This window comes from Caldibacillus thermoamylovorans, assembly GCF_000751775.1.
Taxonomy (GTDB): Bacteria; Bacillota; Bacilli; order Bacillales; family Caldibacillaceae; genus Caldifermentibacillus; species Caldifermentibacillus hisashii.
Window position 1 is genome coordinate 24,044 of sequence record NZ_CCRF01000066.1, and the last position, 19,528, is coordinate 43,571.

Consider the following 19,528-nt stretch of genomic DNA (forward strand, 5'->3'; position numbering starts at 1 on the left):
CTCCCCCTCCTTTTGGCATGGGCATTTTTACCTATTATTATAATATAAAAATATTTTATTTAAAGCAAAATTTATGAACATTTTAGCAAACAAGTGACTGCTTGTCGTTGCGATACTATTGAAAATTCCAAAAGGTTAATCGTCAAACATGATATCTGGTTTTTAGGCGGTTCACTTTTGCTGTACAGTGGCCTTGCCGTTGCACTGGATTATTAGCTCGTGAAATTCTTCTTCTTTATGATCGGACCAACGACCAATAGAAGAGGGGTAACGGTAACGATACCCCTCAATCATTTTTAATGTAAAAAAAGAACTGTGTCTGGCTCCGAATACTGATCGCTTTTCTTAAAATACCTTCTTTACTTCTTTGATGAAATAAAGAGAGCCGCAAATGACAAGGAGTTCATCAGCTTGCAATTGTTTTTCTTTTATAAATTTTGGCCAATCCAATACAATTTCTTTTTGAGAAGCATTTGAGAGATCATATAAGTTCTCCGCCTTTGTTGCTCGATGATGGTCAAATTCAGTAAAGTACAAATGATAGTTTTGTTCATCTAGTACGTGAATCATTTTTTTCAAAGGTTTGTCTCTCAGTGCAGAAAATAACACATGAATTTTTTTATCCGAAAAATGACGCTGTAAAGTTGCAACTAGCGTTTCGATTCCTTCCCGATTGTGAGCACCATCAAGAATCACTTGTCCACGTATTTCAAATCTTCCCGGCCAAAATGCCGTTTGTAATCCGGTTTGAAGATGTTCGTTTTCGATATACAATGCGTAAAATTGTTTTAAATATTCTGCTGCCATTACAGCCAATGTCGCATTTTCAATTTGGTGCTTCCCTAACATCGAAATGGAAAGTTCAGTATATGTTTGGTAAGGCGTTTTTACCGAAAATTGCTCACCGGTTTCCGTTGTGCCAAGATCTTTATATGTAAATTCACGTCCCAGTTGATATACGGTGGTCCGTTTCGCTTTTGCCGTATCTTCAAAAATATGAAGGAGCTCTGGATCAGTTACTGCGGTGATGACCGGGGCACCGTTTTTTATAATTCCTGCTTTTTCTTTGGCAATTTCAGTCAGTGTATTGCCAAGGATATTCATATGATCATAGCCAATATTGGTGATGATAGAAAGAAACGGATGAATAATATTTGTGGCATCTTTTCGCCCGCCTAGTCCGACTTCAATGATTGTTATATCAACTTTATGTAATTTACCAAAATAATAGATTGCAATAGCGGTAAGCAGTTCAAATTCTGACGGATAGCCAAGCTCTGTTTGGGCTAATTCATCAGCTAGCGGTTTAATGGCGTTTGCTGCTTTTATCAAATCAGCTTCCGGGATAGGTTGGCCATTAATACTAATCCGCTCCAAAAAAGATTCAATATAAGGGGATGTATATGTCCCTACTTCATAACCCGCCGTTTGTAAAATGGAACGAAGGAATGAAACGGTTGACCCCTTTCCGTTTGTCCCGCCTATATGTATCGCTCGTACAGTTCGCTCCGGGTGATCCAGTTTTTCCATTAACCACAGCATCCGCTCAAGTCCGGGTTTTATCCCTTGATTCAGTTGACGATTAATCCAATTGATAACTTCTTCACTTGTTTGAAACATTGATTTCCACTCCCCTGTTGTAACAATTTTATTTATGCATTCCCGCTGTAAGGAATAAGATGTACATGGATTGAAGGATTTGCATGATGTTTCCAATTCCTATTCCAGTCAAAACAACCGTGTCAATCTTTCCTTCCTCTGTTATTTTGTCTATTTTCCTTCCAGACTAATTTTACTAGTTTTTGGATTGAACGGTCCTTCGATTGGCTTTTTGCCATTTTATAAGGTGCCAACATAGAAACTCTTTTTTATTATACCAGATTGTATAAAATTCCAGCAGAAATGCGAATTCGGCATTGTGATAAATTTTAAGATTAAGTATATGTACATAGGAAGAACTTCGAGATTATAGGCTACGTAGTTGGTGAACTACGGCCTTTTACTGGAACCCGTCGGATGGAACGACGTACAACGGGTATTCAGTGAATATGATCCGGTTACCGGTGAGAAACTTTCTTTTGGTGACCGTCTACTTGCGGGAGGTTTTCTGGCTCTCTCGTTACTTCTCCCGGCAAAAGCAGTAGGGGTTGGCGGGAAAATGTTGATAAAAGGTGCCGATGCAGGAATCCCAGCCCTTGCTAAAACACCGGGAGTGCTCAAGAAAATTCGAAATGTCTTAGATCCAAAGAAATTCCAGCAAGCCTTTCGCTCCGTGTATGATCAGGTAGTAAATGCACCAATTGCCCTAACCAAGGTCTGGTTTGATACAATAAAGAAGAAGATTGGAGAAATTCGACTTCCGCAAGTAGCACAAGAAGCCTATGCAGGAATCGGTGCAGCTGAAAGAACCGTTAAGGATGCGTTTAGTGATGCAAAGGACCTGATCCAACGAATCAAAAACACAAAGCTAGATGAGCTGGATGTTGGTGAGGCAGGAGGGGCTACTAAGGGTACGGGTAAATTCGGGGCAGACAATATTGCATTGCATGCTAAATACAAGGAAATTCTTAAAGCTACTGAATCAGCAAATCCACTAATTGATAGTTTAAAACAAACTGGAAAATTACCTTCAAATTATGTTAATAAGGACGTGGCTGCATTAAACGGCTGGAAACCAGGAAAACCACTTAATAACTATGTATCTGGTGGGCAACTTGGTGGGGATGTATTCAAAAACACAACAAATGTAGTACCTAATGCCCCAGGAAGAGTGTGGTATGAAGCAGATATAGGCTTAAATAACACTATAGCAAGAAGTAAACAGCCCGGTTCAAGACTACTTTATTCTAATGATGGGCAAATGTATATTACAACTGATCATTATAAAACAGTTCATTTTATTGGAACTTATAAATAAAGGAGGAGATTTTATTGAAGTCAAAGGAGAATGGAGCAAAACATGATAAGCTTATATTGGATGTGAGTACGGTTCAAAATTCAACTGAACTTCATTGTTTGTTACAAAAGAATCTTGGATTACCCGATTTTTATGGAATGAACTGGGATGCTTTTTGGGATGCAATTACTGGACTAATTGAATTACCTGAAACTTTAATTTTTGAAGGATGGAATAACGTAGAAGAGAAACTACCAAAAGATTCCCATATCTTGATTAATCTCTTAGATGATTTTAACGAACAATATCCACATTGGAAATGCAAAGTCGTCTATAAATAAAATTCTAAAAACCTTGATTGGCTTTTGCCTTTCAAGGTTTTTATATAATGTAATATGGATTTACGGTTAATCCCATATTTAATATTACATATTCATGGTAAGTAGATATATCAGATAGGTTTCAGCGAATTTCCAAGATAAAATTGATACGACCCAAAGATTAATTAGTCTCACGGCTGCCGAAATGGAAAAAGATGAACAAAAGATGGGTAACAAAGTAAGCGAGTTTTTACTGGAACTCATCGGATGGAACGACGTACAACGGGTATTCAGTGAATATGATCCGGTTACCGGTGAGAAGCTTTCTTTTGGTGACCGTCTACTTGCGGGAGGTTTTTTGGCTCTTTCATTACTTCCACCGGTAAAGAGTACGGGTAATAAAAGTAAGATTGATATTGGTAAAACTGATATAGATGTACAATAGAAAAAATGGAATGTTCCAGAAACTGAAACAGTTGCAGTTGGTAAGACTGATGGAAAAGGATTGGAAAATTTGACTTTTGAAGGAGGAACCAAAAGTACGTAAAGAAGCTGGATTACCTGATTTAGATGAAGTAATGCCTGACAGGAATATTAAAGCTCCAGGAATAACCCATTGTTCACTAGGCATGCAGAAGAAATAGTTCTGAATGAATTTGATTCAGCGGTAATAAAGACAGGTATAAAACCAGAAGATGTTTCAGGAACATTAAAACTACATCAATCGAATCCTTCAGGTGTATGCTAAATAGTGAAGAAAATATAGGGGATATCCTTTATGAATTATTAGATAATGAGGAAAATGGTATAACAATAATTCAAGAGATGTCAGATAATGAAACAGATGTCGAAGCTTGGAACTGTATTATTGACGCAGTTGCTTATACTAGTAGACTAGTAATATTTTTTTGGATAATGGCGAACTTATTTGGAAGAGTAATTAGACATTTATCTCTGGGTTATTCTGCCACAGGAAGATTTTATTTGTGAGGGTAGAGTGTGATTAGATTCTATAAGTTCAGTCTATATTGATATCAGTTACGTCGGTTTAAATCATCTTATACAGCTTATCATCACAAATTCAATTACTACCTAATAGTAAAGCCTGAAACGAAAAAAACTATCACATATGGGTATGTCACATGTGAAAAATGATGTGATCCCATAAGTGATAGCTTTTTCTATTACCTATTTCATCCGTTTTAACTCTTCCAGTCGTTCTTGGACGGTTGCTCGTTTTTCTAAGTAGTCTTTTTCTTTCGCACGTTCTTCTTCAACCACTTGCGCAGGTGCTTTAGCAACAAATTTTTCGTTGGCAAGTTTTTTCTGTACCCGCTCCACTTCTTTATTTAGTTTCTCAAGTTCTTTTTCAAGGCGGGTAATTTCTTCTTCGATATTGATGAGTCCTTGAAGCGGCAAGTAGATTTCCGCTCCGGATACTACGGCAGTCATTGCTTTTTCAGGGGCTAGTGCACCTACACCAATTGTCAACATTTCCGGATTACAGAAACGTTCAAGATAGGCTTTATTTGTTTCTAAAGTGTCCAAGATTTTTTCATCATGGGCATTAATGATCATGGCGATTTTTTTGCTCATTGGCGTATTCACTTCGGCCCGAATATTACGGACAGAACGGATGATTTCAACGAGTAATTTCATTTGTTCGCTTGCTTCTTGGTTTGACAATTCCGGTCGTACCTTTGGCCATTCCGCAACCGTAATCGACTCCCCTTCATGTGGGAGATTTTGCCAAATTTCCTCGGTAATAAACGGCATGAATGGATGAAGTAACCGCATCGTTTGGTCTAAAACATAGGCTAAAACGGAGCGAGTTGTCTTCTTTGCTGTTTCATCCTCACCGTACAATGGAAGTTTTGCCATTTCAATATACCAATCACAAAAATCATCCCAAATGAAGTTGTATAAAGCCCGGCCAACTTCACCGAATTCATATTTTTCAGCCAGATTGGTAACTGTTTCAATCGTTTCGTTGAGTCGGGTTAAAATCCACTCATCCGCTACAGATTTTTTTCCGTTTAAATCAATGTCTTCATATGGGAGTCCACCCATATTCATCAAAGCGAACCGGGATGCATTCCAAATTTTATTAGCAAAATTCCAAACGGATTCAACCTTTTCCGTACTGTAACGTAAATCTTGTCCCGGTGATGATCCGGTTGCCAGAAAATAACGTAAGGAGTCGGCACCATATTGATCGATAACATCCATCGGGTCGACACCGTTCCCAAGCGATTTACTCATTTTCCGACCTTCTGCATCGCGAACTAAACCGTGAATTAAAACATCTTTGAACGGGCGCTTCCCGGTAAATTCAAGCCCTTGGAAAATCATCCGGGATACCCAGAAGAAAATAATATCATAACCGGTGACAAGCGCATCGGTCGGGTAATAGCGTTTCAAATCAGCTGCTTCCTTATCCGGCCAGCCCATAGTTGAAAATGGCCATAATGCCGAGCTGAACCAAGTGTCAAGGACATCCGGGTCTTGCTCCCAATTTTCAGCGTCTTGCGGGGCTTCATGACCAACATATACTTCTCCGGTTTCCTTATGATACCAAGCAGGAATCCGATGACCCCACCAAAGTTGTCGCGAAATACACCAGTCACGAATATTTTCCATCCAATGAAGATAGGTTTTTTCAAATCGTTCCGGAACAAAATGCACTTTTCCTTCCGTTTTTTGCAGCTTAATTGCAGCTTCAGCCAATGGTTTCATTTTGACAAACCATTGGGTCGAAAGATATGGTTCAACAACAGCCCCGCTCCGTTCCGAGTGACCGACGGAGTGAACCATTTCCTCGATTTTGATAAGGACACCTTGTTCTTGTAAGTCTTTGACAATTTGTTTGCGGCATTCAAAACGATCCATGCCTTTATATTTTCCGGCTTTTTCATTCATTGTTCCGTCTTCATTCATAACAAGAATCCGTTCCAAGTTATGGCGATTTCCTACTTCAAAGTCGTTCGGATCATGGGCCGGGGTTATTTTTACCGCACCGGAGCCGAATTCCATATCGACATATTCGTCGGCAATAATTGGGATTTCGCGACCGACGATTGGAAGCACGATTGTTTTGCCAATTAAATGTTTATAGCGCTCGTCTTCCGGGTGAACCGCAACGGCCGTATCCCCGAGCATCGTTTCCGGACGCGTTGTTGCAATTTCAATATAGCCGGAACCGTCTTTTAACGGATACCGCAAATGATAGAAAGCGCCTTGTATATCTTTGTAAATAACTTCAATATCGGAAAGGGCCGTTTTCGTAACCGGATCCCAGTTGATAATATATTCTCCGCGGTAGATGAGACCTTTTTTATAAAGAGAAACAAAAACTTCACGAACCGCTTTGGAAAGACCTTCATCCAGTGTGAATCGTTCCCGGCTATAATCGAGACCAAGCCCTAATTTTGCCCACTGGTGACGAATCGTTTGCGCATATTCCTCTTTCCATTTCCATGTTTCTTCCAAAAACTTTTCTCGGCCTAGATCATAGCGGGATTTCCCTTCAGCACGCAGTTTTTGTTCAACTTTTGCCTGCGTTGCGATTCCGGCATGATCCATTCCCGGCAGCCACAATACATCGTAGCCTTGCATTCGTTTCATCCGGGTAATAATATCTTGTAATGTTGTATCCCAGGCATGCCCAAGGTGAAGTTTGCCGGTCACATTCGGTGGCGGAATCACGATGGAGTATGGTTGTTTGGTTTCATCATCTTCTGCTTCAAAAAATTTGTTCTTTACCCACCATTCATAGCGACCTTTTTCTATTGAATTTGGATCGTATTTTGTGGGCATCGAGAATGTTTGTTCACTCATTTAAATGCCTCCATTTTAATGTAATTTTTTTGCAAATCCTGACAATTAAAAAACCCCACTCGTTAAAGGACGAATGGAGTTGATTCGCGGTACCACCTTTATTCACAAATGCATAAGAAGCATGCATTTGGCACTCAACTAAGTAACGGATTTCCCGGCTTTTGCTACTCTTCGGGTTCACAAAAGCTGCTCCCGGGCGACCTTCCAACAGTTTCACTTAAGAACTCGCACCACCGTTCTCTCTCTGAAAAGCCTAACTATTGTACTCTTCCCGTTCAACGCATTTCGTTTATTTATACTTATTCTATAAAAATAACGGACATTTCGTCAATCATTATCGGCCATTTGAGGAAAAATTATACGAAATGATTTTTATACAATTCTTTTTCCACAGGTTTCAGGAAAAATTATACGAAATGATTTTGAAACCCATAGTCCGGTATTCGACATGTAAATCCAAAGTGCTTATGTTAGTTGGAATGCAGTGGACAGCACCCGAGGCAGATTTTTCACAAAGTACATTCTTTCCACTTTTTAAAATTCGCTCAAAAAAATATGAACAACTTCCCGTTATATTCACATAGAATGAATTAAAGAAAGACTTTTTGCAGGCGTTTCATGTCCGGTTGCGGTCTTGTTTCCTTTTGGGTAGACAACCGTTATAAAGGAGGAGTTTCATGCGTAGAAAATACAATCCATATTTACTGCCATCATGGGCTCGAACAATCAGGGAAGTTGGAAAGCAATTGATTATCCCGTTTACGATTTTCCAAGGAATCCGAACGTTAATCATCCCAACTACTTTTGATGTCGTCTTATTATTAATTTTTTTGTTAATTGTCGCTCTTTTCCAGATGGATCTGATATAAGTGTGTTTTTTGTTAATTGTTTGGCAATCAATCAATTTGGTTTTTCAGAATCCTATATTAAGTTGTTGCCCTCTACCAAATAATATTTGCATGTTCAAAAGGGGGATAAGTGAAAGGAGAATCCGAGAAGAAATTTGCCAACCATCCCCCGAACTTTTTGAACATCATAATTTTTTTACTGACTAATGGAAAAGAGGCGTTAGTGAACCGACTCTCTTTGCTTAGGAAAAAAGCAGTTAGTGAATTCAGGCACCCTTTCCGATTCGATTTTCTTTGGAAATAGGCCGTAAAAACTCGGGTGCCTTCCAAATTCAATTTTTCACGTCTTTAGAAGAAATTCCAATTATCCTCGATTTGCCCTTCCAATTTTTTTATTCAGCTAGTAGCTCTTTTGCACTGATTGTTGTTCTATTCATTGAATTTGCGATGTCTTTATTGTCATTCGTCAATGTTTCAATTGAAGCACTCATTTCTTCCAGATTGGCACTCGCTTCTTCAAGAATTCCCGCAAACTGGGATGTATACGTTTCTATACTTTTACTTTTTTTCACGACTTCATTTGTCATTTCTTTTGAGTGCAGTAAATCAGTGTTTAATTTTTGAAATACTTCTTTCAACTGTTGAAAGTAAGCGACAATATCCTCCGACGAATCTGCCAAGTGGGTAATCTTTTGTTCACTGGCTTGCATTTTTTTCAAAGTCGTTTCGTTGCTCGTATTCAAGTTTTGCAGATTTTTGGTAATATTATTGACCGTATCTTTTGTCGACTCTGCCAGTTTGCGAATTTCTTCGGCAACAACCGAGAATCCTTTGCCGGCCTCACCTGCTCGTGCCGCTTCAATGGAGGCATTTAAAGCCAATAAATTTGTCTGCTCGGAAATTTCTTTAATTTTATTTGAATATGTATTGGTTTCTTGAATGTTCTTTGTTAAATCCAGTAATGTTTGGTTTAAGTCGTTCATAAATGCTCGAATCTCCATTACATCTTGTTTAAACATGAAAACTCTTTTTTCACCGAGAGACGTGATTTCGTCTGTTTTATCCGCCTCTGTTGAAAGTTCTTCCATTATATTTTCCAGCTTTAGCATGACCTCGAGATTTTCCATTGTATGACTTGAAATCATTGCAATTTGGTCGGTTTGCTGTTGACTGCCAATTGTTAACTCTTGTAAACTGTTAGTAAATTCATTTTGAGCCAATTGATTGCTCTGAATCCGTTCATTTGCATTGGCCATTTCTTTTAAAATATTATTCATATTGGCTTGAATGCGTTCTTTTTGTTGCTTTTGTTCCTCACCATGTTTTTCTGACTGCCGCAACAATTCCCGAATCACGGATTGCTGTCTGGCGTTCATGTGGATTAGTACATAAAGTAAAAGTCCTGATAAAAGATAGAGTATGAGAATAGTAACAAAGTTTTCTTTAATTACGGCTGTTTCTTTTGTACCGACAAAAAAGATTGTTAACATGATCGACAATCCTATAGAATAACCAAGGATAAACGATTTTTTGCCAGAACTAATCGTCGAAAAAATGGCTAAAAAGAATGTGATTAGAATAATATTAATTCCGCCGCCGGTAACCGAAATACCTAAAAATGAAAAGGCGCCAATCAAAACAACACTTAAATAAGGAAATAGAGAGTGTTTCTTAACTATTTTTTCACAAACAATATATAAAACAGCCAAACAGATCAATTGAGTAGAATATATAGTAATTACCGGTCCTTGTTTTAAAGCTATTGACTTCAAAACAGCCAAAACTAATGAAACTGAAAAAGTAATAAACATGATCAAATTTATTTTTTTACTATCTTCCAACAACATTTGCTGTATCTTGTCCATTACATTTCACCTTCTTTTTTGTATAGTCATTATTTGTTCGTTTAATAGAAAAGGCACAACTTTATTGAAAACGTTTGCTTATAATAGAAAAGTAACAAGGCTTCCACTCTTTCAAATATTATTATTTTCCCTCTATTATACATGAATACCTATTCAGTGCAATAGATAATTGATGATGGATCGGCTTGTTTTTTGAGAAATGAGTCCGTACGTATTCAGTGCGCGACAGCAAATTTATAATAGTACAGCTTTTTTGTGAAATAAGTCACTAATTTCAAGTGATATGGACATTTCTTCAAAAATTTATGTTTATTTGAATTGTTTGTGTTAATTTTTTATAACTGAGGATCTTATGATGATTGAAATAGTGAGGAATTTTTAGGTCAAGGTTCCTAATTAAGATCACCTTGACCCTTTTCATTATTTTGGAGATTTTTTAACCAACTTAAAAATTGTTGTTGATTTGTTTTACTGTGAAAATCATCATCCAATAGTTGTTTTAACAGTTTTTGGTGCTCTTCTTTTGGCAATGGAGAGTTTTTCAAAAGTTCCCGACATTCATATAGAAAATCAACATATTCTCCGTAATTTTCCGGGAAAGTGGCTTCCAATTGCTGTTTTATTTGCTTTGTCAGCTTGGGACTGGCACCGTTTGTTGCAACACTTATTGTTAATCGGCCTCTATTCATGATCGTGGGAAAATGAATATTCCCATTGGAGGCGTTTGTAGCATCATTGATTAAAGTATTTTTTGGTGCATATTGAAGAACCAATTCGTTCACTTGGGGATTATTTGTTGCAATAATTACGAGAAAAGCGTTGGAAATATCATTAGGTTCAAAATACTTTTTCAACCAATTTACCTTGCCCTGTTCCCAATAATTGCGGATTTCCTGGGTAATTTTTGGACTAGTCACAGTAATTTTCCCACCGCTTTCCAGCAATAGACGAATTCTTCTTTCGGCTACATGGCCCCCACCAATTATGACAATATTTTTGTTATTTAAATCGAACATTAGAGGTATGAATCTTGTCATTGTACAACTTTCCTTTTCAGTTTCATTTTCGTTGTAACATGTCGATTTTAGTGATGTCTTGATTATATACTATTATATCAATTTTTCTGAATACCTAGGAGGACTTAGACAAAAATTTAGCGGAACTCCACTAGATCAACAAACCTCCTCCGATTTCAACAGTAAGGCCTTCTTATTCAACAGTGACGCCTACCAATTCAACAGTTCACACCGGGAATTCAACAGTACCACCAACTCGGCATATTAGGATTCTGTTTGCATTTCCAGCTTCATGATGATATTTTCGATGTTTTTCAGTTTCCAATAAGCTTGCTGAATCTTTTTTGTATACTTCAATTCATGGTTTGGGGCGACTCTCGTTTGATAACGGTTCAATAACCGAATCATGAATCCGGGGTGGGCAAGATAACTTTTCATAAGCAAAAGTTCCGTTTCCTTTAGCGGATAGTGTTTCATATAGATATTCAGCCATTCCATACAATCTTCACCGTTCATCGGGTATGTACTTAATGTGTTGGATAAAAACGGCAATAAGTCCTGATATGAGGAACCGATACGGCTTTCGTCAAAATTAATAAAATACCCGTACCCTTTATCATCAAATACAAAATGATCCAAGCTAACTTTACCGTGAAGAAGGACCGTGCGAATTTTCTTTGATTCAAGCATAGTATCTTTCCAAATTTTTAGAGTTCGAAGTGCATATTCATAGGCTTTTTGAAATTCATGATAATATTGGACAAATTCCCATTCAAAAGGAGACATATACCATTTTTGCTCACACAGTTCAATCCAACTGTCAAGATATTGCATTTCTTTATTCCATTGTCCACTAGTTCGCTCAAAATGGTCCTCGATATTTGTCTGGTCCATTTCCATTTCTTGTGATGTCAAAAGATGAAGTCTGGCAAGTTCCCGAAACATTTTTCTTGCATGATTGGTTTCAACCGGTCTTGACTCGCTACCTAACCAAGGCATTAAGTAATACAGCTTTTGATCTCTTAAAATCATATATTGCCCGTTTTTTGCCGGATAAAGAGGAACGAAACGATAAAACCCTTTATGGTATAAAAAAGGGTAGATGGAAAATAAATTTTTTCCCTTAGTTACTTCGGTTTCTTTTAATGCAAACACATTGTTTCTACTAAATACTTTATATACTTTTCCAATCTTTTCCAAATGTCTCGGTTGAATTTGATATTCTTTTAAAATTTCGTAGACTCTCATTTTTTCACCTCAATGCATATAAAAAACGGGTTTCGTACCCGTTTTCTTTGTTACGTCACTTTTACATAAAGTGATTGGGATATGGTATTTTTCATTGTTATAGTTCGGCTGGTTCCTCGGTTAGTCCATTCAGTTATGACGAATGTATTTTATGTGTATTGGTGGGGATGTAAAGTATTTGTCCTTCAAAGACATCCTGATTTGATTCTAGGTGATTTGTTCGCAACAGTTGGGAAACCGAGACGTCATATTTTTCGGCAATCAAACTTAATGTATCTCTCGCTTGAACAATATAAATTTTCATCCGAACTGCTGGATTTTCATCTTTTCTTCCAAAAAATTCAGTGAGTGAGATGGATTTTTCATCCTGATTTGTTTCTTGCGGCTGATAATTTATGTTTTTCTCGGTTCGATGGGCTTCGTGATCCTCTTCTGCCTGAACTTCCTCAATCGTAATATCAGCAAAATCTTGTTGTTCAGCCGATTCCTGAACACTTGTCTCCCCTGCTACAGTCTCTATTTGTTGATTAAGATCTGCTCTTGTTTTCGGCTCCTCTACCGGTTCATTGTCCCTTTTTGACAGTTCGCCACTGACTTCGATCTCATTTTCCAATTTTGCCTCTGTATTCACAGCTTTCGTTTCATTTCTTTCCACTGCTACTTGGTTTTCATTATCCAAGTCATTTAAAACTGGATCAGTATTACGGTCGTTATCCTTTGGGGACGAATTAGATAGAAGCGGACCGACTTCAGGAACATTCTCTGAATCCTTTAACCATGAACTAATTTCAGGTTTCTTTTCTAATTTTTCAGGTTCTGCTTTCTGGCGTCCGGCTTCCGGCACCACTTTTATGCGATTGACTTCTAAATTGTTCCCCAACTCCTCTTCTATGCGACCGGCTTCAGGTATATTTTCTTTCTCTTCTATAACGTGACTGGCTTCCGGCTCGTTTTCCAATCCCCCCGATTCTACTAAAAGATGATCTGGCTCAAACTGTTTTTCATTTGTATTTGTCGATACAGTTACTTGGTCAGCCTCTACTCGTTTCTTTTCAATTTTTTCCAGTTTATTCATAGTGGAAGTAAATTGAATCGGGATTTGGATATTTTCTTCAAGCTCTTCATCTCGGTCCTCTACTTTTTTAGCCTCTACTGAGAATGTGCTGTCGTCATCAGTTTTATCGGTGAAGAAATCGTTTGAAACCGGAATTAATCGGTCTTTATCAGCTAATGGATCTTCAGATAATGCCGGGATGCCTTCTTCACTACTTGACAAAATATCTTTTCGTTCGTATGCGGATGCATCTGCGGCAATTCCTGTAATTGCGACATTCGTTGACAATTTTAAGCAGTCTTTTTCAGGAATTGAGTAATCAAAAAATTCAATAAGGACATCTAAGTCTTCTATACTGCTTACTTTCTCTCTCGGTACGGTAATATCAACGGGAAAATCAAAATGAAATTCTGATATTCCTTCTTCTCTTGCGTCGAGTACGGTAACATATTTTTGCCCTGAAAAATAAATACGATCTTCTTCATCATTTATTTCAGCTTCTGATTTTTTATATTCTCCGTACATTTTTAATGATCCACGGATGGAAATAAAGTGATTCAAATCTTGGATGGTAACATTTGGCTCTAATGCTAAATTGTATAATTCTCCAATCTCTTCTCCCTTTCGAAACCACACTGTTTCATCCAAAGAAAATTTAATGGCTGCCGGTTGATTATTATCAGTCAACATACTTCCCCCCTTACGAATCTAACTGTGGATTTTCAGAAACTCACTGGTGAAGATGAAATTTGTTTATTAGGATAAACAAAAATAGTCGTGTTTTGAGATAACGTGAATAAGGAGCTATTATTCTACTCATATCATTACAAGTTATGAAAAAGGTAGATGAAATATGCTTAAAAAAGTTACTTTTGTGGAAGAACAACTGGAAAAGCTTTTAAGAATACGTCAAGCATTTTGGAATCAAGCAATGTGGAAAAATAGAAAGGGACTTCACTTGTAGAAGAAGCCGAAATATTATTTTATGTTTCCACAAAAGAATAGGTCCAATATCAATAGGTGATTCAAAGTTGGAAAATGACGTACAAACTGATCCCGAGCCTCCCCGCTAACAAGATCACTGTACGTCATTCCAAGTTTTAATTCATTTCTTTTATTTTTCGAAAAGCATGTTCTGCTGCTTGAATGGTTTTTTCTATATCCTCATCCGAATGAACGGTAGAAATAAACAATCCTTCAAATTGGGATGGCGGTAAAAACACACCTTGCAATGCCATTTCCCGATAATACGTTGCAAAATAATCGAGATTGGATGTTTTTGCTGTATCATAGTTAATCACTTGTTCATTGGTAAAAAAGACCCCGATCATCGAGCCGGCCCGATTGACAGTCAGTGGAATCCCGTATGTTTCTGCTGCTTGACGATAACCGGCTTCCAACATATCCCCTTTTCGTTTAAATTCATCATAGTGTTCGGGTTTTAACTGTTTCAATGTTTCATAACCGGCCGTCATTGCCAAAGGGTTGCCGGATAACGTGCCTGCTTGATAGACCGGACCACTTGGAGCAACTTTTTCCATGATTTCTGCTTTCCCGCCGTAAGCACCGACCGGAAGCCCGCCACCGATTACCTTCCCTAAACAAGTTAAATCAGGTTGAATGTTAAAATAACCTTGGGCACAATGATAATCGGCACGGAAGCCTGTCATGACCTCGTCAAAAATAAGCAGGGCGCCGTATTGCTCGGTCATTTCACGCAATCCTTCCAAAAAACCAGGTAACGGAGGAACAACACCCATATTTCCGGCAATCGGTTCAACAATGATTGCTGCAATATCCTCGCCAAATTTTTCAAAGGCCGTTTTAACCCCGTCCAAATCATTATATGGAACAGTTATTGTGTTTTTTGCAATGCCTTCAGGAACGCCCGGGCTATCGGGAAGTCCAAGTGTTGCTACACCTGAGCCGGCTTTAATTAATAAGGAATCACCATGCCCGTGATAACAGCCTTCAAATTTTAAAATCTTACTTCTCCCCGTATATCCTCGTGCCAACCGTAATGCGGACATCGTTGCTTCTGTACCGGAATTTACCATACGAATAATTTCAATGGATGGTACCCGCTCCTTAACCAGTTCTGCCAATTTATTTTCGATTAATGTCGGAGCACCGAAGCTTGTCCCGGACTCGACTACTTTTTTCAATGCTTCAACAACTTGACGATTCGCATGGCCTAAAATTAATGGTCCCCATGAAAGAACATAATCAATATATTCATTCCCGTCGATATCGTAAATTTTCGAGCCTTTTCCGCTTTCCATAAAAATCGGATTCATATCAACAGCTTTAAAGGCACGCACCGGGCTGTTAACTCCCCCCGGCATTAACTGTACTGCCTCTTGAAATGCTTTTATCGATTTTTCGAATGAACGCATACTATCCCTCTTTTCTCTATATGTTTATGAAGAGCATACATCATTTAAGTGCTATTATTTTTCTTCATTCAGCCATTTGGCAATGTCCTTCGCAAAATAGGTGATAATTAAATCCGCACCTGCCCTTTTGAATGCGGTGTGCATTTCCATGACAATTTTCTTTTCGTCAATCCAACCGTTCAAGGCAGCTGCTTTAACCATTGAATACTCCCCGCTGACATTGTAAGCAACTATCGGAACATTAAACTCATTGCGGACATCACGGATAATATCCAAATATGGCATGCCCGGCTTGACGATTAAGAAATCAGCCCCTTCCGAAAGATCCGAATGGGCTTCTCTTAAAGCTTCCCGACGATTGGCAGGGTCCATTTGATATGTTTTCCGATCGCCAAATTGTGGGGCACTTTCTGCAGCATCACGGAACGGACCGTAAAAAGCGGATGCATATTTAACTGCATAGGACATGATTGGTACATGTTTAAAACCTGCTTCATCCAACCCTTTACGAATTGCAACGACAAAACCATCCATCATATTCGAAGGCGCAATAATATCAGCACCTGCCCTTGCTTGGCTGATTGCCGTTTTCACATGAATTTCCAGTGACTCATCATTGGCAACATCACCGTTCATGATTACACCGCAATGACCGTGATCGGTATATTCACATAAACATGTATCTGCAACAACAAGCATTTTCGGAGCATGTTGTTTAATGGTTTTAATAGCTTTCTGAACAATGCCGTGATCATGGAATGCACCGGAACCTATTTCATCTTTTTCATTCGGGACACCAAATAAAAGAACGGCCTTTATGCCTAAGCTTAATAGTTCATCCACTTCACTAGGCAAATAATCTAAAGAAATTTGCTCAATTCCCGGCATTGAAATAATGGGATTTCTTATCTTTTCTCCTTCAACGATAAATAGCGGATAAATTAAATCATCCGTATGAACATGATTTTCCCGAACTAAATCTCTCATAAAAGCCGATTGTCTTAGTCTCCGATGTCTCTTAAATTGTAAGTCTTCTATGTTCATTTCACTGCCTCCAATTTTATATTTGATAACTTGTTTGACACTCAAAAAGTTTTACGGGAAAATTCATTGCAACTTTGGTTTGTGTGATCCAAATTTAACGCAAAAGCAAGCTCTTCGGGTGTTCATTGCTCGTTTGGCATCTAAAAATTTTTATAGGAAAAGTTCAATTCGACCTTATTTTTTACATTATACCGTTGTATTTATTTCTTAACATTTCTTTCCAAAAAACACCTTCATCTCTTCAAGCAATTGATCGACGGTATATATGTCGGGACAAATATGAACAGGAATCCCGTAATCTTCTAACGCTTTTTTGGTAACCGGTCCAATCGAAGCGACCCATTTTCCGTCGAGAAGATGGCGTTCATTTTTCTCCATTAATATACTCATAAAATGTTTAACGGTTGAAGGACTGGTAAATATTAGTACGTCGACTTTATTTTTCAATGTTACAATCAATTTTTCTTTATTTTCTCCTGGTAAAAATGTTTCGTAAATAATGATTTCCTCGACAATGGCACCGACATTTCGAAGCACTGTACCGACAATATCCCTGGCCAGATTTCCTTTTATCACGCAAATGCGTTCATTCTTTTCAATAAAATCCTTCATCTCGTCAGCCAATGCTTCACCGGTAAATTTTTTCGGAATGAAAGACGGTGATATACCATAATTTACTAAACTGCTTTGTGTTTTCGTACCGACAGCCGCCACCTTTACATGTTCCGGAAAAGATAACCCCATCTCTTCCAACTGTGCCATAAAAAAACGAACACCATTTTGACTCGTAAAAATAAGCCAGTCAAAACTTGTTAATTCGTTCATCAGTTTTCGTTCCCGTTCAGATAAGCTTGTTTTTTTGAATGAGATTAACGGGACAAGCAATGGAATGCCACCAAGAGAACGAATTCCTTCGATTAACGATACAGCTTGTGAAGAATCACGCATAATTAAATATTTTTTGTTTGCCAATCGGTCAAGCGTCAATTTCATCCATCTCCAAAAAAATGATGAGTTGTTCTTCGTGTCTGATTGAAACTGTTGAACCAGGTTTTGCACTATTTTGAACGGCTGTTTCATTTAGTTGTGACAGTATTTCGTGAATATGGGCGCTTCTGTAATCACCCAACACATCTGCTTTATTCCAATTCCTTCAGTATTTCACTGATAAGTTTTCCAGCACCACGCTCCATTAACCGTTCTCCTGCCTTTTCGCCCACTGCCACCGCATCTTTACCGACAACAGTTTCCTTAAAAATTGTTTTACCATTACCGGAAGCGACAAATGCATTTAAAACAACATCATCCTCAGCGTTTATCACTGCATACCCTCCTACAGGAACTTGACAACTACCGCCTATTTTATTCAAGAAAGCTCGTTCAGCCTGCACGGCACGATTCGTTTTTGGACAATTTAATTTTGCCAACCATTGTAAAATTTCTTCGTCATCTTTCCGGCATTCAATGGCCAGTGCTCCTTGACCAACCGCCGGAATACAATCACTTGGTTCTAAGTATTCGGATACAACCTCTGCCTTCCAACCCATTCGTGATAATCCCGCTGCCGCTAAAATAATTGCATCGTATTCTTCCGTTTCGAGCTTTTTCAATCGTGTATCAATATTTCCGCGAATCCATTTAATTTCGAGGTCCGGCCGGATGTTTAAAATTTGTGCTTTCCGCCTCAGACTGCTTGTTCCGACGATGGCACCGGCCGGTAAATCACGTAATGAACGATTTTCTTTTGAGATAAGCACATCCCGGGGATCTTCCCGCTCCGGAATGGTCCCGATGACAAGTCCGTCCGGCAACACGGCAGGCATATCTTTCATACTGTGAACCGCAATATCAATTTCTTTTTTTAACATTGCCTGCTCAATCTCTTTAACAAAAAGTCCCTTCCCGCCGACTTTTGACAAGGTAACATTTAGAATTTCATCACCCTTTGTGACAATTTCTTTCAGTTCAAAAGTAAATGGGGCACCAATCTTTTTCAACTGATCTATGACCCAATTGGTTTGTGTCATTGCTAATTTACTGCGTCTTGAACCGACAATAATTTTACGCATAAAAGCCTCCTGATATATAAAGAAATGGATCATTCAAAACTTAGTATGTAATATGTTAACGATGTACGAAATTACAAGGCAAAACAATCTAACTTAACCAAAAATGAAAATCAGATAATCTGCCCAACAAGAAAAAATTTATCCATACGATTAAAAACGAGGCAATATTCCACAGTGCCAAATTTTTCCCGAACATTTCCTTTCTTGTTTTTAAATAAATAAAGCAAGCATACATGATAATAACAAAAAATGATCCGATAATTTTCCAATCAAAAAAACCGATTTCCGGCATTTTTAGATAAAGCCTTTGCAATCCTAGTATAACACCAATGGAAAAAACAGGCATGCCCAGCAAATTTAAAGTGTAGGAGATTTGCTCTAATTTAACTAAGTCATTGATACGAATTAATTGTCTTCCCCATTTTTTCCGTTTCAATAAATGATATTGCACAATATATAATAACGAAAATAAAAATGATAATGAAAATAGGGCATACGCAACAAGCGATGCCGTAATATGAACAAGTAAAAGTTCCGAAGCCAACTTTTCCGCCAGTGTCGGAGAACCCCAGTGGGATGGTGCAAATGTATAAATAACGATCGTCATAAATCCAAGTACACTGGTAAAAAATATGATAAATTCAACTTTAACAAAAATATTTAAAATAATTGAACAAGTGATTAACACCCAACTATAAAAATACAAACCGTCCGCTAGCGTAAAAATAGGGAACCGGCCTGTCTCGTACATATTAAAAATAAATAAAACCGTTTGCAAGAACCAGACACAACAAAGCAATAGAAAGCCAATTCTTTTCATTTTACGGTTTGTTTGCAGGAAGTCATAGAAGTACATCAATACCGAAGCCGCATAAAGAATAACCATCCCTTCATGCAATTTCATCAACATGTTTTCTCCCATAAGGGTAACCTCA

Annotated in this window: 17 protein-coding genes and 1 other annotated feature; of the genes, 6 read left to right on the top strand and 11 right to left on the bottom strand. The window is 38.1% G+C overall.

What is annotated here, in order from left to right; all coding sequences use genetic code 11:
- Positions 1-345 precede the first annotated feature (345 nt).
- The gene (locus BT1A1_RS11630; RefSeq protein ID WP_034771481.1) at positions 346-1,620 is read right to left on the bottom strand and encodes a bifunctional folylpolyglutamate synthase/dihydrofolate synthase; all 1,275 of its coding nucleotides are present in this window, start codon (positions 1,618-1,620) and stop codon (positions 346-348) included.
- A gap of 364 nt (positions 1,621-1,984) precedes the next feature.
- Between BT1A1_RS11630 and BT1A1_RS18225 the strand changes: the two genes are divergently transcribed.
- From BT1A1_RS18225 to BT1A1_RS19335, 5 genes are all read left to right on the top strand, one after another.
- Positions 1,985-2,917, top strand: coding sequence for a pre-toxin TG domain-containing protein (locus BT1A1_RS18225; RefSeq protein WP_197057099.1), 933 nt, complete (start codon positions 1,985-1,987; stop codon positions 2,915-2,917).
- A gap of 14 nt (positions 2,918-2,931) precedes the next feature.
- Positions 2,932-3,237, top strand: coding sequence for a barstar family protein (locus tag BT1A1_RS11645; protein ID WP_034771484.1), 306 nt, complete (start codon positions 2,932-2,934; stop codon positions 3,235-3,237).
- Positions 3,238-3,442: 205 nt separating this feature from the next.
- On the top strand, positions 3,443-3,661 hold the full coding sequence (locus BT1A1_RS11650; RefSeq protein WP_051989118.1) for a pre-toxin TG domain-containing protein: 219 nt from the start codon (positions 3,443-3,445) through the stop codon (positions 3,659-3,661).
- Positions 3,662-3,737: 76 nt separating this feature from the next.
- A complete protein-coding gene (locus BT1A1_RS19505; protein ID WP_269147497.1) occupies positions 3,738-3,860 on the top strand; it encodes a hypothetical protein in 123 nt (40 codons plus the stop codon).
- Positions 3,861-3,957: 97 nt separating this feature from the next.
- Positions 3,958-4,206, top strand: a complete 249-nt coding sequence (locus BT1A1_RS19335; protein WP_034771487.1) for an Imm6 family immunity protein — start codon at positions 3,958-3,960, stop codon at positions 4,204-4,206.
- A 198-nt stretch (positions 4,207-4,404) separates the two neighbouring features.
- Here the strand turns inward: BT1A1_RS19335 and BT1A1_RS11660 are convergent, their stop codons facing one another.
- A complete protein-coding gene (locus BT1A1_RS11660; RefSeq protein WP_034771490.1) occupies positions 4,405-7,053 on the bottom strand; it encodes a valine--tRNA ligase in 2,649 nt (882 codons plus the stop codon).
- Positions 7,054-7,115: 62 nt separating this feature from the next.
- Positions 7,116-7,341 (bottom strand) — a binding site (T-box leader).
- A gap of 389 nt (positions 7,342-7,730) precedes the next feature.
- On the opposite strand from BT1A1_RS11660, the gene BT1A1_RS11675 reads away from it, so the two are divergent.
- Positions 7,731-7,922, top strand: coding sequence for a hypothetical protein (locus BT1A1_RS11675; protein ID WP_034771497.1), 192 nt, complete (start codon positions 7,731-7,733; stop codon positions 7,920-7,922).
- A 371-nt stretch (positions 7,923-8,293) separates the two neighbouring features.
- On the opposite strand, the gene BT1A1_RS11680 is transcribed toward BT1A1_RS11675, so the two are convergent.
- From BT1A1_RS11680 to ccsA, 9 genes are all read right to left on the bottom strand, one after another.
- Entirely contained in the window at positions 8,294-9,766 is a 1,473-nt protein-coding gene (locus BT1A1_RS11680; protein ID WP_034771499.1) for a methyl-accepting chemotaxis protein, read from the bottom strand.
- Positions 9,767-10,158: 392 nt separating this feature from the next.
- Positions 10,159-10,803 carry an NAD(P)-binding protein gene (locus tag BT1A1_RS11685; protein WP_034771501.1) on the bottom strand — a complete coding sequence of 215 codons (645 nt, stop codon included), beginning with the start codon at positions 10,801-10,803 and terminating at the stop codon, positions 10,159-10,161.
- A gap of 243 nt (positions 10,804-11,046) precedes the next feature.
- Positions 11,047-12,030 carry a spore coat protein YsxE gene (gene ysxE, locus BT1A1_RS11690; protein ID WP_034771503.1) on the bottom strand — a complete coding sequence of 328 codons (984 nt, stop codon included), beginning with the start codon at positions 12,028-12,030 and terminating at the stop codon, positions 11,047-11,049.
- A gap of 133 nt (positions 12,031-12,163) precedes the next feature.
- A complete protein-coding gene (locus BT1A1_RS11695; RefSeq protein ID WP_197057100.1) occupies positions 12,164-13,771 on the bottom strand; it encodes a LysM peptidoglycan-binding domain-containing protein in 1,608 nt (535 codons plus the stop codon).
- A gap of 413 nt (positions 13,772-14,184) precedes the next feature.
- Entirely contained in the window at positions 14,185-15,480 is a 1,296-nt protein-coding gene (gene hemL, locus BT1A1_RS11700; RefSeq protein ID WP_034771505.1) for a glutamate-1-semialdehyde 2,1-aminomutase, read from the bottom strand.
- Positions 15,481-15,534: 54 nt separating this feature from the next.
- Positions 15,535-16,524 (bottom strand): porphobilinogen synthase, encoded by a 990-nt coding sequence (hemB, locus tag BT1A1_RS11705; RefSeq protein WP_227139416.1) that lies wholly within the window; start codon positions 16,522-16,524, stop codon positions 15,535-15,537.
- Between the two features lie 207 nt (positions 16,525-16,731).
- Positions 16,732-17,511, bottom strand: coding sequence for a uroporphyrinogen-III synthase (locus BT1A1_RS11710; protein ID WP_034771566.1), 780 nt, complete (start codon positions 17,509-17,511; stop codon positions 16,732-16,734).
- Positions 17,512-17,663: 152 nt separating this feature from the next.
- Positions 17,664-18,593: a hydroxymethylbilane synthase gene (hemC, locus tag BT1A1_RS11715; RefSeq protein ID WP_034771506.1), complete on the bottom strand. Its 930-nt coding sequence runs from the start codon at positions 18,591-18,593 to the stop codon at positions 17,664-17,666.
- Between the two features lie 88 nt (positions 18,594-18,681).
- A complete protein-coding gene (ccsA, locus tag BT1A1_RS11720) occupies positions 18,682-19,503 on the bottom strand; it encodes a cytochrome c biogenesis protein CcsA (RefSeq protein ID WP_330939317.1) in 822 nt (273 codons plus the stop codon).
- Positions 19,504-19,528: the final 25 nt, after the last annotated feature.

Bases quoted from the DNA above. Each gene is read 5' to 3' on its own strand.
- BT1A1_RS11630 (WP_034771481.1), bottom strand. From the start codon at position 1,620: ATGTTTCAAACAAGTGAAGAAGTTATCAATTGGATTAATCGTCAACTG.
- BT1A1_RS11650 (WP_051989118.1), top strand. From the start codon at position 3,443: ATGGGTAACAAAGTAAGCGAGTTTTTACTGGAACTCATCGGATGGAAC.
- BT1A1_RS19335 (WP_034771487.1), top strand. From the start codon at position 3,958: ATGCTAAATAGTGAAGAAAATATAGGGGATATCCTTTATGAATTATTA.
- BT1A1_RS11660 (WP_034771490.1), bottom strand. From the start codon at position 7,053: ATGAGTGAACAAACATTCTCGATGCCCACAAAATACGATCCAAATTCA.
- BT1A1_RS11675 (WP_034771497.1), top strand. From the start codon at position 7,731: ATGCGTAGAAAATACAATCCATATTTACTGCCATCATGGGCTCGAACA.
- BT1A1_RS11680 (WP_034771499.1), bottom strand. From the start codon at position 9,766: ATGGACAAGATACAGCAAATGTTGTTGGAAGATAGTAAAAAAATAAAT.
- BT1A1_RS11685 (WP_034771501.1), bottom strand. From the start codon at position 10,803: ATGACAAGATTCATACCTCTAATGTTCGATTTAAATAACAAAAATATT.
- ysxE (WP_034771503.1), bottom strand. From the start codon at position 12,030: ATGAGAGTCTACGAAATTTTAAAAGAATATCAAATTCAACCGAGACAT.
- hemL (WP_034771505.1), bottom strand. From the start codon at position 15,480: ATGCGTTCATTCGAAAAATCGATAAAAGCATTTCAAGAGGCAGTACAG.
- hemB (WP_227139416.1), bottom strand. From the start codon at position 16,524: ATGAACATAGAAGACTTACAATTTAAGAGACATCGGAGACTAAGACAA.
- hemC (WP_034771506.1), bottom strand. From the start codon at position 18,593: ATGCGTAAAATTATTGTCGGTTCAAGACGCAGTAAATTAGCAATGACA.
- ccsA (WP_330939317.1), bottom strand. From the start codon at position 19,503: ATGTTGATGAAATTGCATGAAGGGATGGTTATTCTTTATGCGGCTTCG.